Source organism: Microseira sp. BLCC-F43 (assembly GCF_041929235.1).
Lineage (GTDB): Bacteria > Cyanobacteriota > Cyanobacteriia > Cyanobacteriales > Aerosakkonemataceae > Microseira.
The window spans coordinates 15,263-32,372 of sequence record NZ_JBHFNP010000281.1; the positions used below are offsets into that span (position 1 = coordinate 15,263).

Below are 17,110 nucleotides of genomic sequence, written 5' to 3' on the forward strand. Positions count from 1 at the left end.
AGGCGCATTATATGATTGAAACACAAAGCGTAACTTACACTTACAAAGTCGGGGGACATTTACCTTTAGATGCTCCCACCTATGTAGTGCGACAAGCAGATAGAGAACTTTATGAAGGATTAAAAGCAGGGGAGTTTTGTTACGTCTTAAATGCGCGACAGATGGGAAAAACCAGCTTGCGCGTGCGGACAATGCACAAATTGCAAGCAGAAGGTTTTGCCTGTGCTGCGATTGATTTAACCAAAATTGGTTGCCAGGATATCACTCCAGATCAGTGGTACGCTGGGATGATGCGACGGCTGGTGACGAGTTTCCAACTATCCTCAAAGATTAACTTACAGAGTTGGTTGAGCGATCGCGCGTATCTCCCCCCCGTGTCGCGCTTAAGTGAGTTTATGGAACAAGTTTTGCTAGAGTCAATTAGTGAAAATATCGTAATTTTTATCGATGAAATTGATAGCGTTCTCAGCTTAAGTTTTAACACCGATGATTTTTTTGGCTTTATTCGCGGTTGTAATGAATACGGTAGGTTAACGTTTGCTCTGTTGGGAGTAGCAACTCCTTCCGATTTAATTCAAGATAAAAACCGCACGCCGTTTAATATTGGTCGTGCCGTTGAATTACACGGCTTTCAATTACAGGAAGCTCAACCGCTTGCTCAAGGTTTGAAGGGAAAAGTGAGCGATTCGCAAGCGGTTTTAAAAGCAATTTTAGACTGGACAGGCGGACAACCTTTTTTAACGCAAAAGTTATGTAACCTCATCCTCCAAGAAGCGGATATGCCTGGAGATGCGAGCGCGCAAATAGAAAAATTAGTGCGATCGCGCCTGATCGAAAACTGGGAAGCTTCTGACGAACCGCCGCATCTGAAAACCATCCGCAATCGCATTCTCAGAGTTGGGCAACATAAAAAATTGTTGCTCGATCTTTATCAGCAAATTTTGCTGCTAGGTGAAGTGGCGGCGGACGACAGTCGAGAACAAATGGAATTGCAGTTATCGGGATTAGTCGTTAAGCAGCAGGGAAAGTTAAAGGTTTGTAACCGCATTTATGCTGCTGTATTTAACCGCACTTGGGTGAACAAAGCATTAGCAGACTTGCAGGCAGATTTTATGCAAGTTATTGTCACCCAAGAACAAAAACTCCTATCCATGCTGATTGTGATGGAGAGCAAGGGTTTCGATTATATTCTGCATGAAATTTTTGGGTCTATTACCCTCAAACTGGCGGAATTAATGCGGGTAGACCAAACTAAAATCATCTTTCTTGATGAAGAAAAGTTTGAATTGTGGTCGATTAGTACTAGGGATGGAGGTAGTAGTGACCCAAAGATTGACATTATTTCTCAAAAACAGACAAAGGCTCGCCTCGCCTCTTTTAAAACATTTCTCAATCAGCCGTTCACGTTCTGCGACGAAGGGGATCAATTGTTAGTAGTAGAAGATGCAGAAAAAGAAAATTTATATCGGACTTACAACGAGTTAGTGTTACCGTTATTAAACGAGAAGGGAGAGTTAGTCGCGATCGTTCAATTAGTGAATAAACTAAAATTTTCCAGTAATCCTCAAGCACCTTTATCAGAAAAAATTGACAAACAGGGTTTCACGGAATCGGATCAAAAACAGTTTGCCGACTATGCCCCGGATATTCGCAGAATTCTGCAAAGATGCCAGTATTGTTATAAATTAACCCAAAGATTACAAGCTTCGGAAGCGCTGACAGAAGCGACGCGAACGGTTGCGCTAAGCACTCTCGATCCGGAAGAAGTCCTTGCTAGAGTAATGGATGCAGCGAAGAAACTGATGAATGCGGATCGCAGCACCTTATGGCTGATAGATAAAGACAAACAAGAACTCTGGACAAAAATACCATTTGAAGACGGTTCCGTCAGAGAATTGCGCGTCAAAATAGGCCAAGGTTACGCTGGCAAAGTTGCTCAAACAGGAGAAGCTTTAAATATTCCGTTTGACCTCTACGATCGCGCAGATTCAGAGACAGCAAAACAAACAGATCAAAAAACAGGTTATCGCACTTGTAGCTTACTTTGTATGCCAGTGTTTAGTCCCGATGGCGAGTTGCTGGGTGTGACTCAATTAGTTAACAAAAAAAGACTGGGAGAATTTCCCCCATATAATCCAGAAGATTGGCCCCAAGCACCCGAATGTTTTAAAGCTAGCTTTGACGATCAAAGTCAAAAATACATGCAGATCTTTAATTCTCAAGCGGGTGTAGCGCTGCAAAATGCTAGAATGTTTGCCAGCGTCAAGCAAGATGCAGAAATCCAGGATAAAAATAATGTGGTGAGAAAAACCCTAGCAATGCTCAATAGCGTCATGGATAATCAAGGGTTTGATGATATTCTCGATACCACCTTACGCTCTATTACTATCAAAATGGGGAAATCCCTCAATGCAGACCGTACCAGCATTTTCTTATTAGATGAAGAGAAAAACGAATTTTGGTCAATAGTTGCGGAAACAGACGGCGATGGTGGTCTAGAAATTCGGATTCCTGCTAATCAAGGCATTGTCGGCGAGGTGGCAACTTCCAAACAAGTGATTAATATACCCTGCGATTTTTATGCCGATCCGCGATCAAAAATGGCTCAAGAACAAGACAAAAAAAATGGCTACCGCACTTACACTATGTTAGCCTTACCGCTGTTAAACGAGCAGGGAAATTTAGTTGCCGTTGTGCAGTTACTCAACAAGTTGAAGCCACGTAATAACCGCACTGCTGCTTTATCGGAAAGAATCGATTCCCAGGGTTTTACCAAAGCGGATGAAGAAAAATTTGCCGAAAGCGCGCCCATGATTCAAATGATTTTAGAAAGTTTTCGCTCTTATCATAAAACTGCCAGGGGACAACGAGTAGCGGCGGCGCTAATGGCGGCGACGAGATCTGTCAGTCAAAGTAGTTTGGAATTAGAAGAAATTCTCCAACGGGTGATGGAAGCAGCGAAAAAATTAATGAATGCCGATCGCAGTACCTTGTGGTTATTAGATTATCAGGCGCGGGAATTGTGGACGAAAATTGCTTTTGAAGATGGTTCGCTCCAAGAAATACGAGTGCCAATAGGGCAAGGTTATGCTGGTACGGTAGCAGCAACAGGCAAAACTTTGAATATTCCGTTTGATTTGTACGATCATCCCAATTCAGAAACAGCGAAGAAAACGGATAAAAAAACGGGTTATCGCACTTGCAGTTTACTGTGTATGCCAGTCTTGAGTCCGGATGGAGATTTGATTGGGGTGACTCAATTAATTAACAAGCGAAAACCAGGGTATTTTTCCGACTATTATCCCGATGGGGAGGAGGATGTACCAGATTATTTCCAGGTTAGTTTTGATGAAAGCGACCAAAAATCTATGCAAATTTTTAATAATCAAGCTGGTATAATTCTTCAGAATGCCGAACTGTTGGCAGCGCTGAAGCGACAGGAGCGATTGCTGCGAACTCATCTGAGTTAATTTTAGATTTTGAATTTGGGATTTTGGATCGCTCAAACCCACGCGGGACCAAAAACCCACTGCGTCAATCTCGTGACTCTAACCCCACGATTTTTCGGATCGCCCTTTGTTTTTTTGCGTATAATTTATAATTTGCTAATTGAAGTAACTTGAAGTAAAATATTTATTTGTGATTTTGTGTGAGTTGAGGTCAAGCGTGAAATTACCATTTGTAACAGAAGTAATTAAAAAGTTAACTCCTCAGATAGGAGCTACGGTTTTAATTGAACCAGAATATGGTTTTGTGGGACATATTACTTTTAAAAATGGCAAGCGAACCTTTTTTCGTAACACCAGATTCGAGATTAACAATCATGCTTCGGTAGCCATCGTACAAGATAAAGGTTACGCTAGTTTCTTTCTTAAAGAATTGGGATACAAGGTGCCTGAAGAACAAACATTTTTCAGCGATAAACTGTGCAGCAAGCTGATTAAAAAGAGAAATATTGATGACGGTTACGATTTCGCCAAAAATCTTGGCTTTCCTGCAATTGTAAAACCCAACGATCTAAGTAAAGGAATTATGGTCGCTAAAGTTTATAACAAAGAGGAATATTATCAAACAGCACAACAAATATTTTTAAAGACTTCAGTACTACTGATTCAAAAATTTTACCCTGGTAACGACTACAGAGTTGTGGTTTTAGATGGCGATATCGTCTCCGCCTATCAGAGAATGCCACTATCGGTAATCGGGGATGGCAAATCTAGTATTCTTGAGATTCTCGCTCAAAAACAGACAATATTTTTACAAGAGAACAGAGATATTACTATAGATTTGGATGATTTTAGAATAGCAGCTAAATTGCAAAGACAGGGACTAACCCTTAATAGCGTCATTCCGGAAAATACCAGAATAAAACTATTAGATAATGCTAATTTATCAACCGGAGGTGAAGCAATAGATGTAACAAAAGAAATGCATCCGGATTTTCAAAAGCTAGCAATAAGCGTCACCAAAGATATGGGTTTGAGGTTAGGCGGTGTGGATATTATTACCAGTGACATCACGCAGCCTATGCAGGATTATATCATTCTTGAAATCAATGGCGCTCCTGGTTTAGAACACTACGCTTCGATTGGGGAACAACAAATGAAAGTTGTAGAAGAATTGTATCTGAAAATTCTCAAAGCGATTGAAATGGGGAACTAATATCATCAACTGCCTCTAGTAGCCGACACCCGCGCATGGTGTCGCTACACAGACAAAGCAAGGCGTAGCAGGCTTTAAAACTTTTAGCCCGCGAAGGCGGGCTTTGTTTTTATAGCCGCACCCTTCAGGGTGTCGGTGTAGATTGGCAAAACTTGTCGTGCGTAAGCCCTGTAAAGTTAATCAGTTTGCTGTAGTCTTTTTTGTTGTAGCGTACTATGTTGGCGACCATAAGTGAAGTAGATCAGCAAACCAACTGCCAACCAAATTATCAATCGCAACCATGTATCCCCAGGGAGTGAAACCATTTGCAAGCCAGATATTAATGCACCTAAAATTGGCACTAATGGCACTAGCGGTGTTTTGAAAGGTCTGGGTAAATCTGGTCTGGTGCGACGCAATACTACAACGGCAATGCAAACTATTAAAAATGCCAGTAAAGTGCCGATTGAAACTAATTCTCCTAATATTGATATCGGCAATAATCCTCCTAGCAACATGGCGACAACTCCCGATACAATGGTGGAAATATAAGGTGTGCGGAATTGAGGATGAATGGCAGCAAATTGAGGGGGAAGCAATCCATCTTTTGCCATTGCATAAAATACTCTGGATTGCCCTAGAATAAATACTACTATTACCGAACTCATTCCCGCGATCGCACCGATTTTAATTATCGGTTTCAGCCAGCGCAATCCTTCTCCCACTGCATTTACTCCTACCGCAATTGGGTCGGGAACATTTAATTCTGTATAAGGTACAATTCCTGTCAAAACTAACACGACGGCAATATAAAGTATGGTGGCAATTAGTAAAGAACCCATAATCGCAATCGGCATATCTCGCTGGGGGTTGCGTGCTTCTTGCGCCGCACAAGAAATGGCATCGAAACCGATGTAAGTAAAGAACACTACTCCCGCACCCCGCAAAACTCCACTCCACCCATAAATGCCAAATTTTCCAGCATTTTCGGGAATAAACGGCAGCCAGTTTTGTTGGTTTATGTAACCCAATCCGCCAAATATAAATAGTAAAATTACTAGGGTTTTTACGACTACGATAATATTATTAACTGCCATCGATCGCCGCAAACCGATAACTTGCAATATCGTCATCAAAGCAATAATAAACATTGCTGGTAAGTTAAACGGCGGATTGGCTAATTCCGCAGGAATGACAATTCCTACATCTTGTAATAAACTAACCATATATCCCGACCAACCAACGGCAACAGTAGCACCGCAAAAGATATATTCTAAAATTAAATCCCAACCGATTATCCAAGCTACCAATTCTCCCAAAGTAGCATAAGCATAAGTGTAGGCACTGCCAGCGATCGGTATCAACGAGGCAAATTCGGCATAACAAAGTCCGCACAAACCGCAGCCGATCGCCGCTAAAATAAATGATATAGTAATAGACGGCCCTGCATAGTTCGCCGCTGCTTGTCCGCTGAGGACAAAAATACCGGCACCAATTATACCACCAATACCAAGAGCGATGAGCGCGACTAACCCAAGAGATTTATCCAGTTCTTTATCGCTGTCTAAATCGTTTGCTTGCAATAATTCGTCTACTGATTTTTTGCTGAACAATCCTGTCGTCATTTTGTCAAAATCTTAATGCAGGTATTCGGGTAAAATTTAGCACATATTTATATATAAATTCAAGTTAAAATAAAATTTGTTCACCACAAGTAAAATTTGTAGTGCGTTTCTTGGAGCGATAGCTACCCTACCCTTCGGGAACCCCTGCGGGGAACGGGTGCCGCTAATCTCGGTACGCTTCACGCACAGCGAAGCGAGGCATATCGCTGTCTATAATTGAGGCGAGTAAGAAGATTTGAACCGCCATAGACGCGCAGCGGCTTCCCGTAGGGTAGACGCAGAGGGCGCAGAGAGGGAGTAGAGAGAGCGATAGCTTAGTATCTTTAATTACCCCTACCGCGCCAGAAATAGCGCAGCCGCCACTGTCCGCGCGATCGCATATGCGTCATACAATCTGTATGTGCTGTTCGTAGCTTGCGATCGCGCCTATCTCGATCTAACTACGGGGTGAAAAAGCAGTGAATCTCGATCAAATACCTGAACTATATGATTACCCGCGTCGAGATTTATACGATATTCGGGTTTATTTGGCAAGATTGTTAGAAATTATTGAAATGCAGGCGTTTGAGGCTGCTATCTGTTCGGCTGTATTTATTGCTCTTGCGGTGATGCGAATGCTAGCAGAACAACATGGGATTGATTTTGAGACTCAAAATCCGAAAACTTTAGCTCAAACTTTCTTCGCTTATAATTTCTATAACCAGGAAGATTACGAAATATTGGTGACGGCGATTGATTTGCGCGATCGCATGATGTTTAAGCAAGAAAAATTGAAAATTGACCCCAAATTAGCTTACCAAACTCTAGAGGTGGTGCAGCGTCTTTTCAGTCGAGTTGAAGGGGAGGAATAGAATGCGATCGCGTTGAATCTGGTATCTTTAATTACCCCCACCTCGCCAGAAATAACGCAACCGCCACTGTCCGCGCGAGCGCACAAAACTGACTCGGTAATCTCTGTTTTCATAATATACAAACCTGTTTTGCACCCAACCCCGCTTGCCATCGTTGAGAATCACCGGCGTCCAACCTTCTATGTCGTTGATTGACTCTTGCTGTCTTACGGGTAAATTCGTAAAGTTATCGGTATCAAATTGTACCAGTTCTTTGGAAAGGACGACGAGGATATCGCTGCGGGTATTGGGTTGCGATCGTACGTTGACGTTTTCTCCTAAAATTCCCACTTGCGCTTGTCCTGCGGCGTTACTGATGGGGTTAAGCGCCATATCTGGACATACCCAAACATCGGAATCTGCGTCTTTTTCAGCGACGTTGGCGTTGCGTTCTATGGTACAACCTGCACCAACGGCTTTTTCCATTGCTTGCCATAAATTAGATTGAGAATCGTCAATTTTATAAGTTTCTATATCAATTATACCGCTGCGACTCCATTGAGTTTGGGGAGTGGAAATGGCGCGAATAAAATTAGCGTCGCGGCGTTTTACCGACTCTAAAAAACGCTGGCGAAACTGGGTAAATTCCCGATTTTTTTGGTTCTTTTGCAGCGTTATTGGTTGTTCCAAGCTATACTTTTGCGTTCCACTTACACGCTTGAATAACTCTAATGGATTTGGATTGATGACTCCAGATTGTCTGCGGTTGAGATAAGCAACTGTTGCCAGGGTTGAGCCAGTCACCGCCCCAAGTACAATCATTATAACCATCAGAATTTGTGCGGGTTTCATAAAAGCTAGGAGCTAGGAGCTAGGGACTAGGAGCTAGGGAAGTAAAAACTTAAAATTTCAGATTAATTGTTCAATCTGAAATCTAAAATCTTAAATCTACAATTCCCTAGCGAGAATAGCTTGGTTCGTTACCGGGTTTCCATTTAATATTGCAGCCAATGCTGGGTTTCTGTTCTTGGGTAATCGGTTTATCGACTAAAATTGTCTCTATTGCCAAGCGCAAGTGTTTACCAGTCACGGGTATGCCGTTACTGGGACGACTGTCATCTAATTGCCCGCGATAGACTAACTTGCGTGAGGCATTAAATAGGAAGAAATCGGGAGTACAAGCGGCGGTGTAAGCTTTAGCAGTTTCTTGGGTTTCGTCGTAGCAGAAGGGAAAGGTAAACCCTAATTCTTCTGCCATTTGTTTGAGTTTCTCTGGTGCATCTTCTGGATATTGCTCGACGTTATTGGCGCTAATGGCGACGATGCCGATGTTTTTTTCTTTGTAGTCTTTCCCCAATTGTGCGAGGTCGGTTTGGATGTGTTTCACAAACGGACAATGGCGGCAGATGAACATTACCAGCAATGCTTTTTTACCAGCAAAGGTATCTAAGGAAATAGTTTTGCCCGAAACAACATCGGGTAGCTGGAATTCGGGTGCTTTAGTATTCAATTCCAACATAGTAGAAGCAGTTAATGCCATTGGGATTTTTCCTTTTAATCGACGGGGAAGAGGACGCGGCGACGCGGCGACGCGGCGACGCGGGGAATAATGATGAAGGTGGGGAAGATGGGGAAGGTGGGGAAGGTGATGAAGATGATGAAGATGGGGAAGTAATTACTTCTACTTTCTTCTCTTCCTCTCTCCGCGTCTCCACGTCTCCCCGTCTCCACGTCTTCTTCCCCCTCACCTCCAGTTGCAAAACTGGCAAGGATAGCCAACCGATTAATATCAGCTTGGGCTAATCTAAGATCGGCTATACCTTCTGTTTGATTGAGCCAAAGCCGATGACGCGCGTTTATTGCAGCAAAGGACACGAAAACGCTCCCGATAATCTCTATTGTCAATGGTGCGGTGAGAAGTTGAGTCAACACCAACCTGCTGGCAAGGGGATTTATCCGGGGATGCTGTTGGGCGATCGCTATCGCATCGTGCGCCTGCTGGGGCAAGGTGGTTTTGGACGCACCTATCTAGCTGAAGATATTAACCGATTTTCTGAACCCTGCGTATTAAAGGAATTTGCTCCCCAAGTTCGGGGTACCTACGCGCTGCAAAAAGCCGAACAATTGTTTGAGCGCGAGGCAGGTACGCTCTATAAGCTGCAACACCCGCAAATTCCCCGTTTTCGCGAATTATTCCGCTTTAAGCTCCAAGAAGAAGGGCATTTATTCCTGGTACAAGACTATGTAGATGGGCAAACTTATCGAGGGTTGTTAGAGACGCGGAAACGGCAAGCACAGCGGTTTAATGAAGGAGAGGTACAACAGCTACTGGTGCAAATTCTGCCAGTTTTGGATTACATCCACTCGATGGGTGTGATTCACCGGGATATCTCGCCGGATAATCTAATTTTGCGGAATTCTGACTCGATGCCGATATTGATCGACTTTGGTGGCGTCAAGCAAGTCGCCGCCGAGGCAGAATCTCAGTTTACTCAAGCTGCACCCGACAATGTTCCCTCTTTTGCCACGAGGTTGGGTAAAGTTGGCTATGCGCCAAACGAGCAAATGCAAATGGGGTTGGTTTCTCCCCACAGCGACTTATATGCTTTAGCTGCAACGGCGTTGGTGTTGCTGACGGGGAAAGAACCCCAGCAGTTGATCGACCAAAATTCGATGAGTTGGAATTGGCGGCGGGAAATTAACCTGAGTCCGAATTTAAGTGCCGTATTGGATAAAATGCTGAGTTATCGACCGGGCGATCGCTTTCCATCCGTTCGCGAAGTCATGCAAGCATTAGGCGGAACTATCCCTCCCGTCGCTGCTTTACCTCCCACCCAACCTGCTTTACCCCCCACGCCGCCGCCTCAACAACAACCAACTGGTGTGACGCTACCTGTAGCAGCGGGACACAAATCGATACCAAATCATCCCCCCGTGATTCAAACGCCGTCTGTTACTCCCTCGAACAATTCGGGGAGGGGTTGGTCATCTTTGCTATTAACTAATATCTTTGTTATCGCGATCGCAGTTGTTGGTGTTGCCGGTATTGGTTGGGTTGTAAATGGCCTCGTTCGCAATATAGCATCTCGCCCCCAACCTACTGTAAAACCAGTTCCTACTAAAACCCCAGATCCAGAACCCGCACCAGATCCGCAGTTTTCGCCTGCAGAACAAGCACGCAAAGAACGGTTGCGCGAGATCCGCCGTCAGCTGGGGATTGATTATAACTTTTATGTTTCGTTGGTAAATGAAGCATTTTGGGACAGAAATCCGAATTTACGCGGACGCACCCTCAGCGATGAACCAAAGGACGAAGCTTTGCGGGAAAGATGGGATGCGATCGCGTCTTTATTACTCGATAAACTAAGATTTTTGAGTGACTCGGCGCGTCAGCGTTTGGGATCTTACGGACAAGCAGACCGCGATCGCTTTAAAACAGATGTAAACGAGTTGTACCTCTCCAGTCGCGCCCTCAACGATATAGTTGATGGGGAATTCTTTTATCGGTTTCCAGAACAGCAAGGGAAAGATTTCCTCGCTAAACCGATCGGTCAAGTTTGGAGTGCGATCGCCGACGATAAAGTTAACGCGATCAAATCCCAAACCGCCCTCAAACGAATTGTATTCGACCGAGGTGCAACTGGAAAACAAGTCAGCGGTACCCTTGAACCTGGAAAAGGCATTGCTTACATCGCCGGTCTTGCAGCCGGTCAACAAATGCGGGTAAATTTAGATGCTGACCGCACTGCTTTATTTTCCGTCTATCCCCCTACTAGCAATCAAAAAGCGCTTTTAGAAGATTCTACTAAACGCTCTTGGTCGGGAGATTTGTCCCAAAAAGGTTTTTATGAATTTGTCATTGTTTCTAAAGCATCTAAACCAATTAATTATCGACTCAATCTTACGGCAGAAAATCCCGCACCTCCTCCAAAACCTCAACCACCTTCCCCGCCAAAACCTGAACCAATTCCCTCGCCTAGCGTTGACGAATCACCTATCTCACCACCAACTGAACCACCTACCTCACCACCAACTGAACCAACTACCCCATCTCCAACTGCACCACCTACCTCACCACCAACTGACGAAACACCAGCAACTGATGAAACACCAACTAAAGATGTACCACCGGACTCTTCCTCGCCTACACCTGGCACCACTGAACCTGCGCCGAAGCAATAAAAATGGGAAAGGGAACTCGCTCTCGCTCTCGGACATAATTATGGGAGGACGAGCTTGTATTCGAGGAATGCGAATCACCGTTTCTCTAGTGGTCAGTTTAGTTGCAAATGGCATGACTGTGGAGGAAATTTTAAAAGCTTATCCCTACTTAGAACCAGAAGATATTAAAGCTAGTTTGCAGTACGCTGCTTTTTTAGCTAACGACGAAGTTCGCCCCTTTGCCTCAATTCAAGCATGAAATTTCAAGCTTATATGGGTGTTTCTCCCCAAACAGTTGAAGTCCTGCGTCAGAATGGATACGAGGCAGTTCACCTAATCGAAGAAGGATGGGAACGTCTAGAAGATTCTCTGATTTTAGAGAAAGCAAGACTTGAGGGGCGAATTGTTTTAACCTTCGATTTGGACTTTGGAGAGTTATTAGCTGCTAGCGGCGATGCCTTGCCTAGCGTAATTATTTTTCGAGTGCAGAATACAACAACGAATTTTGTTTCGGCAAGACTGCTTCAAGTTTTAGCAGAATGCAGTCAAGATTATATCGGTTGCGCCGACTGCCAATACAACCTCTGGAAAATTAATCAAGGGTGTTGACGACTCCCAGAAGTAGAAACTTGCTTTTTCCCATATTATTAAATTTTCTTTAAATTTGAGATTTTTTAAAATAAGCCAGATATAATTTCATCATTTAAAAGCCGCTGAAGCACAGTGCCTAGCTGAGACCGTTTTCCCATAAAACCAATAAAAACTGGGGATTGGATATGACGAGCAATTTAGCACAGCCCGAAGAGACGCCTAGCAGATATGTTAAGTGCAATCTTTGCGGCAGCGATGATTATACAGTTTTGTTTGAGTCTGGGGTTGCCCAAATTAATCAAATAGTCAAATGTAACTGCTGCGGTTTGATGTATGCTAACCCCAGAGCGCAGGATCCAGATTGCTTAATAATAGAACAGTACGATCCAGACTTTGTCTTCTCTAACCTCCGGAAGATATTGCTCCAGAGGACAGAAAAAGAAGAACTCCAGGTTAGAGATTACGAAACAACAAAAGCTTATCTCAGCCAACATTATCCTCAAAAAGGTCTCTTAGTAGAGATTGGCAGCGGTTTGGGTTATTTATTAAACTTTTTTAAACAAGATGGGTGGGATGTGCTGGGAGTTGAACCCAATGTAGGTATGTGCAAATATGCCGAAAGAGAATTGGGTTTAAAAACTATCCCAACAATTTTAGAAAAAGCTGGACTTCCCGATGAGTCAGCAGACACGGTTTTAATGATGCACGTAATCGAACACGTACCCAATCCTTTGGAGACGCTGCAAGGAGTGTATCGCATCTTGAAACCCGGTGGAACCTTCGTTTTAGAAACGCCGCGTTACGATACGTTGATGTTCAAATTGTTGGGAAAAAGGGAAAGAAGTTTAAGTTGCGAGGGACATATCTACTTTTTTACCACCGACACGCTAAAAACAATGGCAAGTAAGGCAGGGTTTACAGTGGAAAAAGTCGATTATGTTGGGCGCTCGCTTACAGTAAATAGGTTATTCTATAATTTGGGGGTGATCAGCAAGAGTCAGATTGTGAAGCGATCGCTGGAATCGATATCCAAAAAGCTGCATTTAAATAAAGTTAGGCTAGAAATAAACCTGCGGGATATGCAGCGCTTTTATTTGAAAAAAGATTAGCAAGTCAGAAGTTTAAAAATGGGAAAGGGAATGAGCGATCGCTTTGGAAAAATAGACGGCAGTTTAATTATGTGCGATAGCCAGACCACTTGTTGATGCAAAGGTAAGGTTCTTAGATTAAGGAGGGCTGAAAAATGAGTAGCAAACGTCTAAAAGTATTGCTAATTGTAGATCAATGCAATCCAGAATGGGCATCTACGCCGTTAATAGGTTATAACTTTTTTAAAGCAATTAGGCAATTGGTTGATGCAACACTCGTTACTCATGAAAGAAATAGAGAAGCTTTGGAAAAAACAAAAGATCGTGAAAAGATTATTTATATATCAGAATCTAATTGGAATAAAAAATATTTCCAGCTGATAGCAAGCATTTCATCAAAAATCCCAAAAGAAACACTAAGGCGGCCTCTGTATGTTGCTATAAATTACCCGATATTTGCAGAGTTTATTCGCCAGGTATACGACAAGTTTAGAGGGCAAATCGAGGCAGGAGATTACGATATAGTACACGTAATAACCCCCGTGCATACCAGGTATCCCATTAAAATATTCAAAGCCTGTAAGCATACTCCTTTTATCCTGGGACCAGTAAATGGAGGCGTTCCCTTCCCGGAATGGTTTGAAGAAGTAGCCATCAAAAAATATTTAGATATCAGCTTTTTGATAGATTTTGTTAGATTAGTCACGCCTGGTTATAAAGAGACTTATCAGCAAGCAACCAAAATTTTAGTTGGTTCAACATTTACTTTAAATAAGTTAAAAAATATCCTGCAAATTCCAGCGGATAAATTTGAGCTATTAGCCGAAAATGGGATTTCGGAAATTTTTGTGAATGAAGGGAAGAAAATCACAGCAAAAAATGGTAATTTTAATTTGCTATTTGTGGGCAGATTAGTAGCTTTCAAATGTACTGAGATTTTGATTGAAGCCGTGAGTAGGTTGAAACCAGCCATTAAAAGTAAAGTCATCCTGACAATAGTAGGTGACGGCCCCGAAAGAAGTAAACTGGAAAAAAGAGTGCAGGATCTCGATCTGGGCAATATTGTGAAATTTATTGGGTGGGTGCGTCAAGCAGAAACCATTAATTATTATAACCAAGCCGATATTTTTTGCTTCCCTTCTGTGAGAGAATCCGGTGGAGCAGTCGCATTGGAAGCTATGGCTTACGGACTCCCATGTATCGTTGCAAATAATGGGGGACTGAGTGAATACGTGACCGAAGAAACAGGTTTTAAAATAGAGCCGCTTTCGAGAGAATATCTGACACAGGAATTAACGAATAAAATAGAAATCATGCTGGAAAATGAACAGTTGCGGGAAAGCATGTCAGCAAAAGCTATCGAAAGAGCCAAAGAATTCACGTGGGAAAAAAAGGCAAGAAGAATTGTAGAAATCTATCATGAAAACATTGAGAGAAATAGCTTTGAATAGAAAATAGATAGCCTGGTATAGTCAAATATTTTGTTAAGAAACCCGGTTGATTAAACAAACCGGGTTTCTTGATTTATAGAGATAATCGTACTTGCCTAATTGCTTAACAAAAACATAATAATTTTGTATATAAGCTTCTATCTCTTCTCTAAGTTTGTCATTTAAGAACTCGAGCAATAAATATTTTGGTTTGTACTTGTTAAAGTCTAAACCTTTTAAAACATTGAGTTCGTAACCTTCTACATCTAAAGAGAAAAAGTCGATTTCCGTTACCTTTAATTCATCTAAAATAGAGGTCAGGGTTCTAGCAGGCACTTCAACTTCGTAGGGAGTAACGCCAAAAAACTCTTGTGCCTTTGTTAAATGCCCTGCTTCTACATAGGGATATTGAAAAGAACCTTTAACTAAAGACATCAGATGTCCGTAACTCATTTTAACGTGAGTTTGTGGATAATCGGCAGATACTAAAGCGCAGTTAAACACCTTGGAATTGGGACGTTCTAGGAGGCATTCTCGATAAAGTTCGGGAATGGGTTCGATTAAAATTCCCGTCCAATTTCTCAAGCGTTCTAGGTAATAAGTATTGCTTTCGGAAAAGCCATCATTAGCGCCGACTTCAATAAAAAATCCCTGAGTGGGGAGATATTTTTCTAACTGTTTTTCCAGGTTAGATTTAGCGGGTTTGGAGTAGCGATCGCTTCCCCAAAATTCAAACAAGCGGCGACGCCAGCGTTTTAAGGTTTGTTTTAATCTTTTGCGTTGGAACATTGCATCTATCTGGGGATAGATATAAACCCGATTTCTACATCATACCAGGTTTCTAGTAATGTTGCGCTCGCTGTGCTAAAAAATTGACGATGGCATCTGCATCCAAAACCGGCATTTTTTTAGCTTGAGGACTGGCAATTTGGCCTTTTAAACACAAACTTAGCACCTGCATCTGTGGGTTTAGAATGGTTGGTGGTGGCTGAAGTTCCAACGCTTCATAACGGAGAGAAGATCCCATTTGATGAACTGCTAGACCTAAAAATTTACCCTGACTGCGAATGACTATAATGCTATGTTTTGGATAAGACAAACCTTGGGAAAATAAACCACCGAACCCTAGTATATGAGCTAAATATACTACCCATAAAACCTGCCCTCGCCAGTTACAAACCCCCATGACACTGGGGTGCATATCGGGAATGGGGGCGATCTGACTGGGGTCTAAACTTAGCACTTCAGCCAAGTTTGACCCAGGTAGCATGAATTGATTTTCATCTATTAGGGAGAAGCTGAGGAACTGCATGGTAGGAACATAGGTGGGATAAAATCATATCGCGAATATCAGTTGCTTGTAAAGTGGAACTTGGCAGCAAATTGGTTTGATGAGTAATGAGTAGGGGACTAACATCTGGAGAACTGGGAATCCGACCGTGCGACCCTTTTACTAAGGAAGCATCTAAAGGAATAATATCTAGCAAGGTGCGAAATCCAAACTGTTTTTTAAGTAATAAACTAGCGACTTTTAATGCAGGAAATCGAATAGCCGGATCGATAAACAACTCGGCTGGATCGTAACCTGGTTTGCGATGAATATCTACAGTGCGAGCAAAGTCGGGTGCTTTTTTGTCGTCCAGCCAGTAATAATAGGTAAACCAAGCATCTGATGCGGCAACTGCTATTAAATCCCCAGCACGAGCATGATTTAAATGGTATGCTGCTTTCTCTTTTTCACCGAGGACTAATTCTACACCGGGTACGTTTTCCAGCAGTTGGCGCACGAGGGAAATTTTGTCTTTGTCGTTGACGTAAATGTGAGCAATTTGATGGTCGGCGACGGCGAAAGCAATACTTGCTCCTGCATCGAGTAATTCTCGCCCTAATTCTTCTCGCACGGTTAGATATCCATATTCTCGCAATACTCGGTTTAATGAAACTGGGCGACTAACGGGTGTGATGCCATATTCAGAAAGGACTATGACTTGCGCGCCGCGAGCGCAATAAAATTGAATTAAGTCTTGGCAAATTTCATCGACTTGTTTTAGATCGGTTGCATTTGCTTTTTGATCTGTCCCGACGCGCTGCAAGCAGTAATCTAAATGGGGGATATAAATTAACGTCAAAGTTGGGTTATGCAGTTCTTCGACAATTTTTGCAGATTGAGCAATCCAGGCACTTGAACGGATGGAAGTTTTTGGCCCCCAAAACTCGAATAAAGGAAAAGTACCCAAACGGTTTTGTAGTTGCGATCGCAAGTTGGCGGGTTGAGTATAAATATCGGGAATTTTGCGACCGTCGGCAGGATACATCGGTCTTGGCGTCACCGAAATATCCGCAGTTGAATACATATTGTACCACCAAAAAAGGTTAGCACAGGTAAAGTTTGGATTGATTAATTTGGCAGTTTCCCAAATTTTAGGAGCCTGAACGAGTTTATTAGACTGTCGCCAAAACTTCACTTCACATTCGTCTTGGAAATACCAACCATTGCCGACAATTCCATGTCGATTGGGCCATTCTCCCGTCAAGTAAGTTGCTTGCACAGAACAAGTTACGGCAGGTAAAACCGGCTTAATTGAACTAACTTTACCTTGAGACGCCCAACGGGATAAAAATGGCATATGTTCCCCTAAAAGGCTGGGTGTTAGTCCTACAACATTGAGAACAACTGTTTTATGCCAGTCGGATTTAAGCGCGCTATTTTTCATGGTTTAAAACCCGATTAATTTAATTTCAGT

At 42.7% G+C, this 17,110-nt stretch carries 15 protein-coding genes; 9 read left to right on the forward strand and 6 right to left on the reverse strand.

Annotated elements, in window-relative coordinates; translation table 11 throughout:
* Positions 1 to 11: 11 nt before the first annotated feature.
* Positions 12 to 3,470 (forward strand): GAF domain-containing protein, encoded by a 3,459-nt coding sequence (locus ACE1CM_RS37195; RefSeq protein WP_374883970.1) that lies wholly within the window; start codon positions 12 to 14, stop codon positions 3,468 to 3,470.
* A gap of 196 nt (positions 3,471 to 3,666) precedes the next feature.
* The gene (locus ACE1CM_RS37200; protein WP_374883971.1) at positions 3,667 to 4,662 is read left to right on the forward strand and encodes a cyanophycin synthetase; all 996 of its coding nucleotides are present in this window, start codon (positions 3,667 to 3,669) and stop codon (positions 4,660 to 4,662) included.
* A gap of 176 nt (positions 4,663 to 4,838) precedes the next feature.
* On the opposite strand, the gene ACE1CM_RS37205 is transcribed toward ACE1CM_RS37200, so the two are convergent.
* Positions 4,839 to 6,266 (reverse strand): amino acid permease, encoded by a 1,428-nt coding sequence (locus tag ACE1CM_RS37205; RefSeq protein WP_374883972.1) that lies wholly within the window; start codon positions 6,264 to 6,266, stop codon positions 4,839 to 4,841.
* Between the two features lie 458 nt (positions 6,267 to 6,724).
* On the opposite strand from ACE1CM_RS37205, the gene ACE1CM_RS37210 reads away from it, so the two are divergent.
* Positions 6,725 to 7,117, forward strand: a complete 393-nt coding sequence (locus ACE1CM_RS37210; protein WP_374883973.1) for a hypothetical protein — start codon at positions 6,725 to 6,727, stop codon at positions 7,115 to 7,117.
* 27 nt (positions 7,118 to 7,144) lie between these two features.
* Here the strand turns inward: ACE1CM_RS37210 and ACE1CM_RS37215 are convergent, their stop codons facing one another.
* Together ACE1CM_RS37215 and ACE1CM_RS37220 are read right to left on the reverse strand one after the other, a co-directional pair.
* Positions 7,145 to 7,927: a hypothetical protein gene (locus ACE1CM_RS37215; RefSeq protein WP_374883974.1), complete on the reverse strand. Its 783-nt coding sequence runs from the start codon at positions 7,925 to 7,927 to the stop codon at positions 7,145 to 7,147.
* A gap of 127 nt (positions 7,928 to 8,054) precedes the next feature.
* Complete coding sequence (locus ACE1CM_RS37220) at positions 8,055 to 8,636, reverse strand: thioredoxin family protein (protein WP_374883975.1); 582 nt, start codon at positions 8,634 to 8,636, stop codon at positions 8,055 to 8,057.
* On the opposite strand from ACE1CM_RS37220, the gene ACE1CM_RS37225 reads away from it, so the two are divergent.
* The 6 genes from ACE1CM_RS37225 to ACE1CM_RS37250 all read left to right on the forward strand — a co-directional run bounded on the left by ACE1CM_RS37225 (position 8,630) and on the right by ACE1CM_RS37250 (position 14,387).
* Positions 8,630 to 8,899, forward strand: a complete 270-nt coding sequence (locus ACE1CM_RS37225) for a hypothetical protein (protein ID WP_374883976.1) — start codon at positions 8,630 to 8,632, stop codon at positions 8,897 to 8,899. The two genes, ACE1CM_RS37220 and ACE1CM_RS37225, sit on opposite strands and share 7 nt — an antisense overlap.
* 42 nt (positions 8,900 to 8,941) lie before the next feature.
* A complete protein-coding gene (locus tag ACE1CM_RS37230; protein ID WP_374883977.1) occupies positions 8,942 to 11,278 on the forward strand; it encodes a protein kinase in 2,337 nt (778 codons plus the stop codon).
* A gap of 40 nt (positions 11,279 to 11,318) precedes the next feature.
* The gene (locus ACE1CM_RS37235) at positions 11,319 to 11,516 is read left to right on the forward strand and encodes a DUF433 domain-containing protein (RefSeq protein WP_374883978.1); all 198 of its coding nucleotides are present in this window, start codon (positions 11,319 to 11,321) and stop codon (positions 11,514 to 11,516) included.
* Positions 11,513 to 11,866 (forward strand): DUF5615 family PIN-like protein, encoded by a 354-nt coding sequence (locus ACE1CM_RS37240; protein WP_374883979.1) that lies wholly within the window; start codon positions 11,513 to 11,515, stop codon positions 11,864 to 11,866. Before ACE1CM_RS37235 ends, ACE1CM_RS37240 begins: the two co-directional genes overlap by 4 nt.
* 167 nt (positions 11,867 to 12,033) lie before the next feature.
* Positions 12,034 to 12,957 (forward strand): class I SAM-dependent methyltransferase, encoded by a 924-nt coding sequence (locus ACE1CM_RS37245; RefSeq protein ID WP_374883980.1) that lies wholly within the window; start codon positions 12,034 to 12,036, stop codon positions 12,955 to 12,957.
* 134 nt (positions 12,958 to 13,091) lie between these two features.
* Positions 13,092 to 14,387 (forward strand): glycosyltransferase family 4 protein, encoded by a 1,296-nt coding sequence (locus ACE1CM_RS37250; RefSeq protein WP_374883981.1) that lies wholly within the window; start codon positions 13,092 to 13,094, stop codon positions 14,385 to 14,387.
* Between the two features lie 33 nt (positions 14,388 to 14,420).
* Here ACE1CM_RS37250 and ACE1CM_RS37255 read toward each other — a convergent pair whose 3' ends face one another.
* From ACE1CM_RS37255 to ACE1CM_RS37265, 3 genes are read right to left on the reverse strand one after another with little or no spacing between them, the layout of a single operon-like run.
* The gene (locus ACE1CM_RS37255; protein ID WP_374883982.1) at positions 14,421 to 15,155 is read right to left on the reverse strand and encodes an FkbM family methyltransferase; all 735 of its coding nucleotides are present in this window, start codon (positions 15,153 to 15,155) and stop codon (positions 14,421 to 14,423) included.
* A gap of 52 nt (positions 15,156 to 15,207) precedes the next feature.
* Positions 15,208 to 15,678, reverse strand: coding sequence for a chemotaxis protein CheW (locus ACE1CM_RS37260; RefSeq protein WP_374883983.1), 471 nt, complete (start codon positions 15,676 to 15,678; stop codon positions 15,208 to 15,210).
* The gene (locus tag ACE1CM_RS37265; RefSeq protein WP_374883984.1) at positions 15,647 to 17,080 is read right to left on the reverse strand and encodes an alkaline phosphatase family protein; all 1,434 of its coding nucleotides are present in this window, start codon (positions 17,078 to 17,080) and stop codon (positions 15,647 to 15,649) included. The genes ACE1CM_RS37260 and ACE1CM_RS37265 overlap by 32 nt, the downstream gene beginning before the upstream one ends.
* Positions 17,081 to 17,110: the final 30 nt, after the last annotated feature.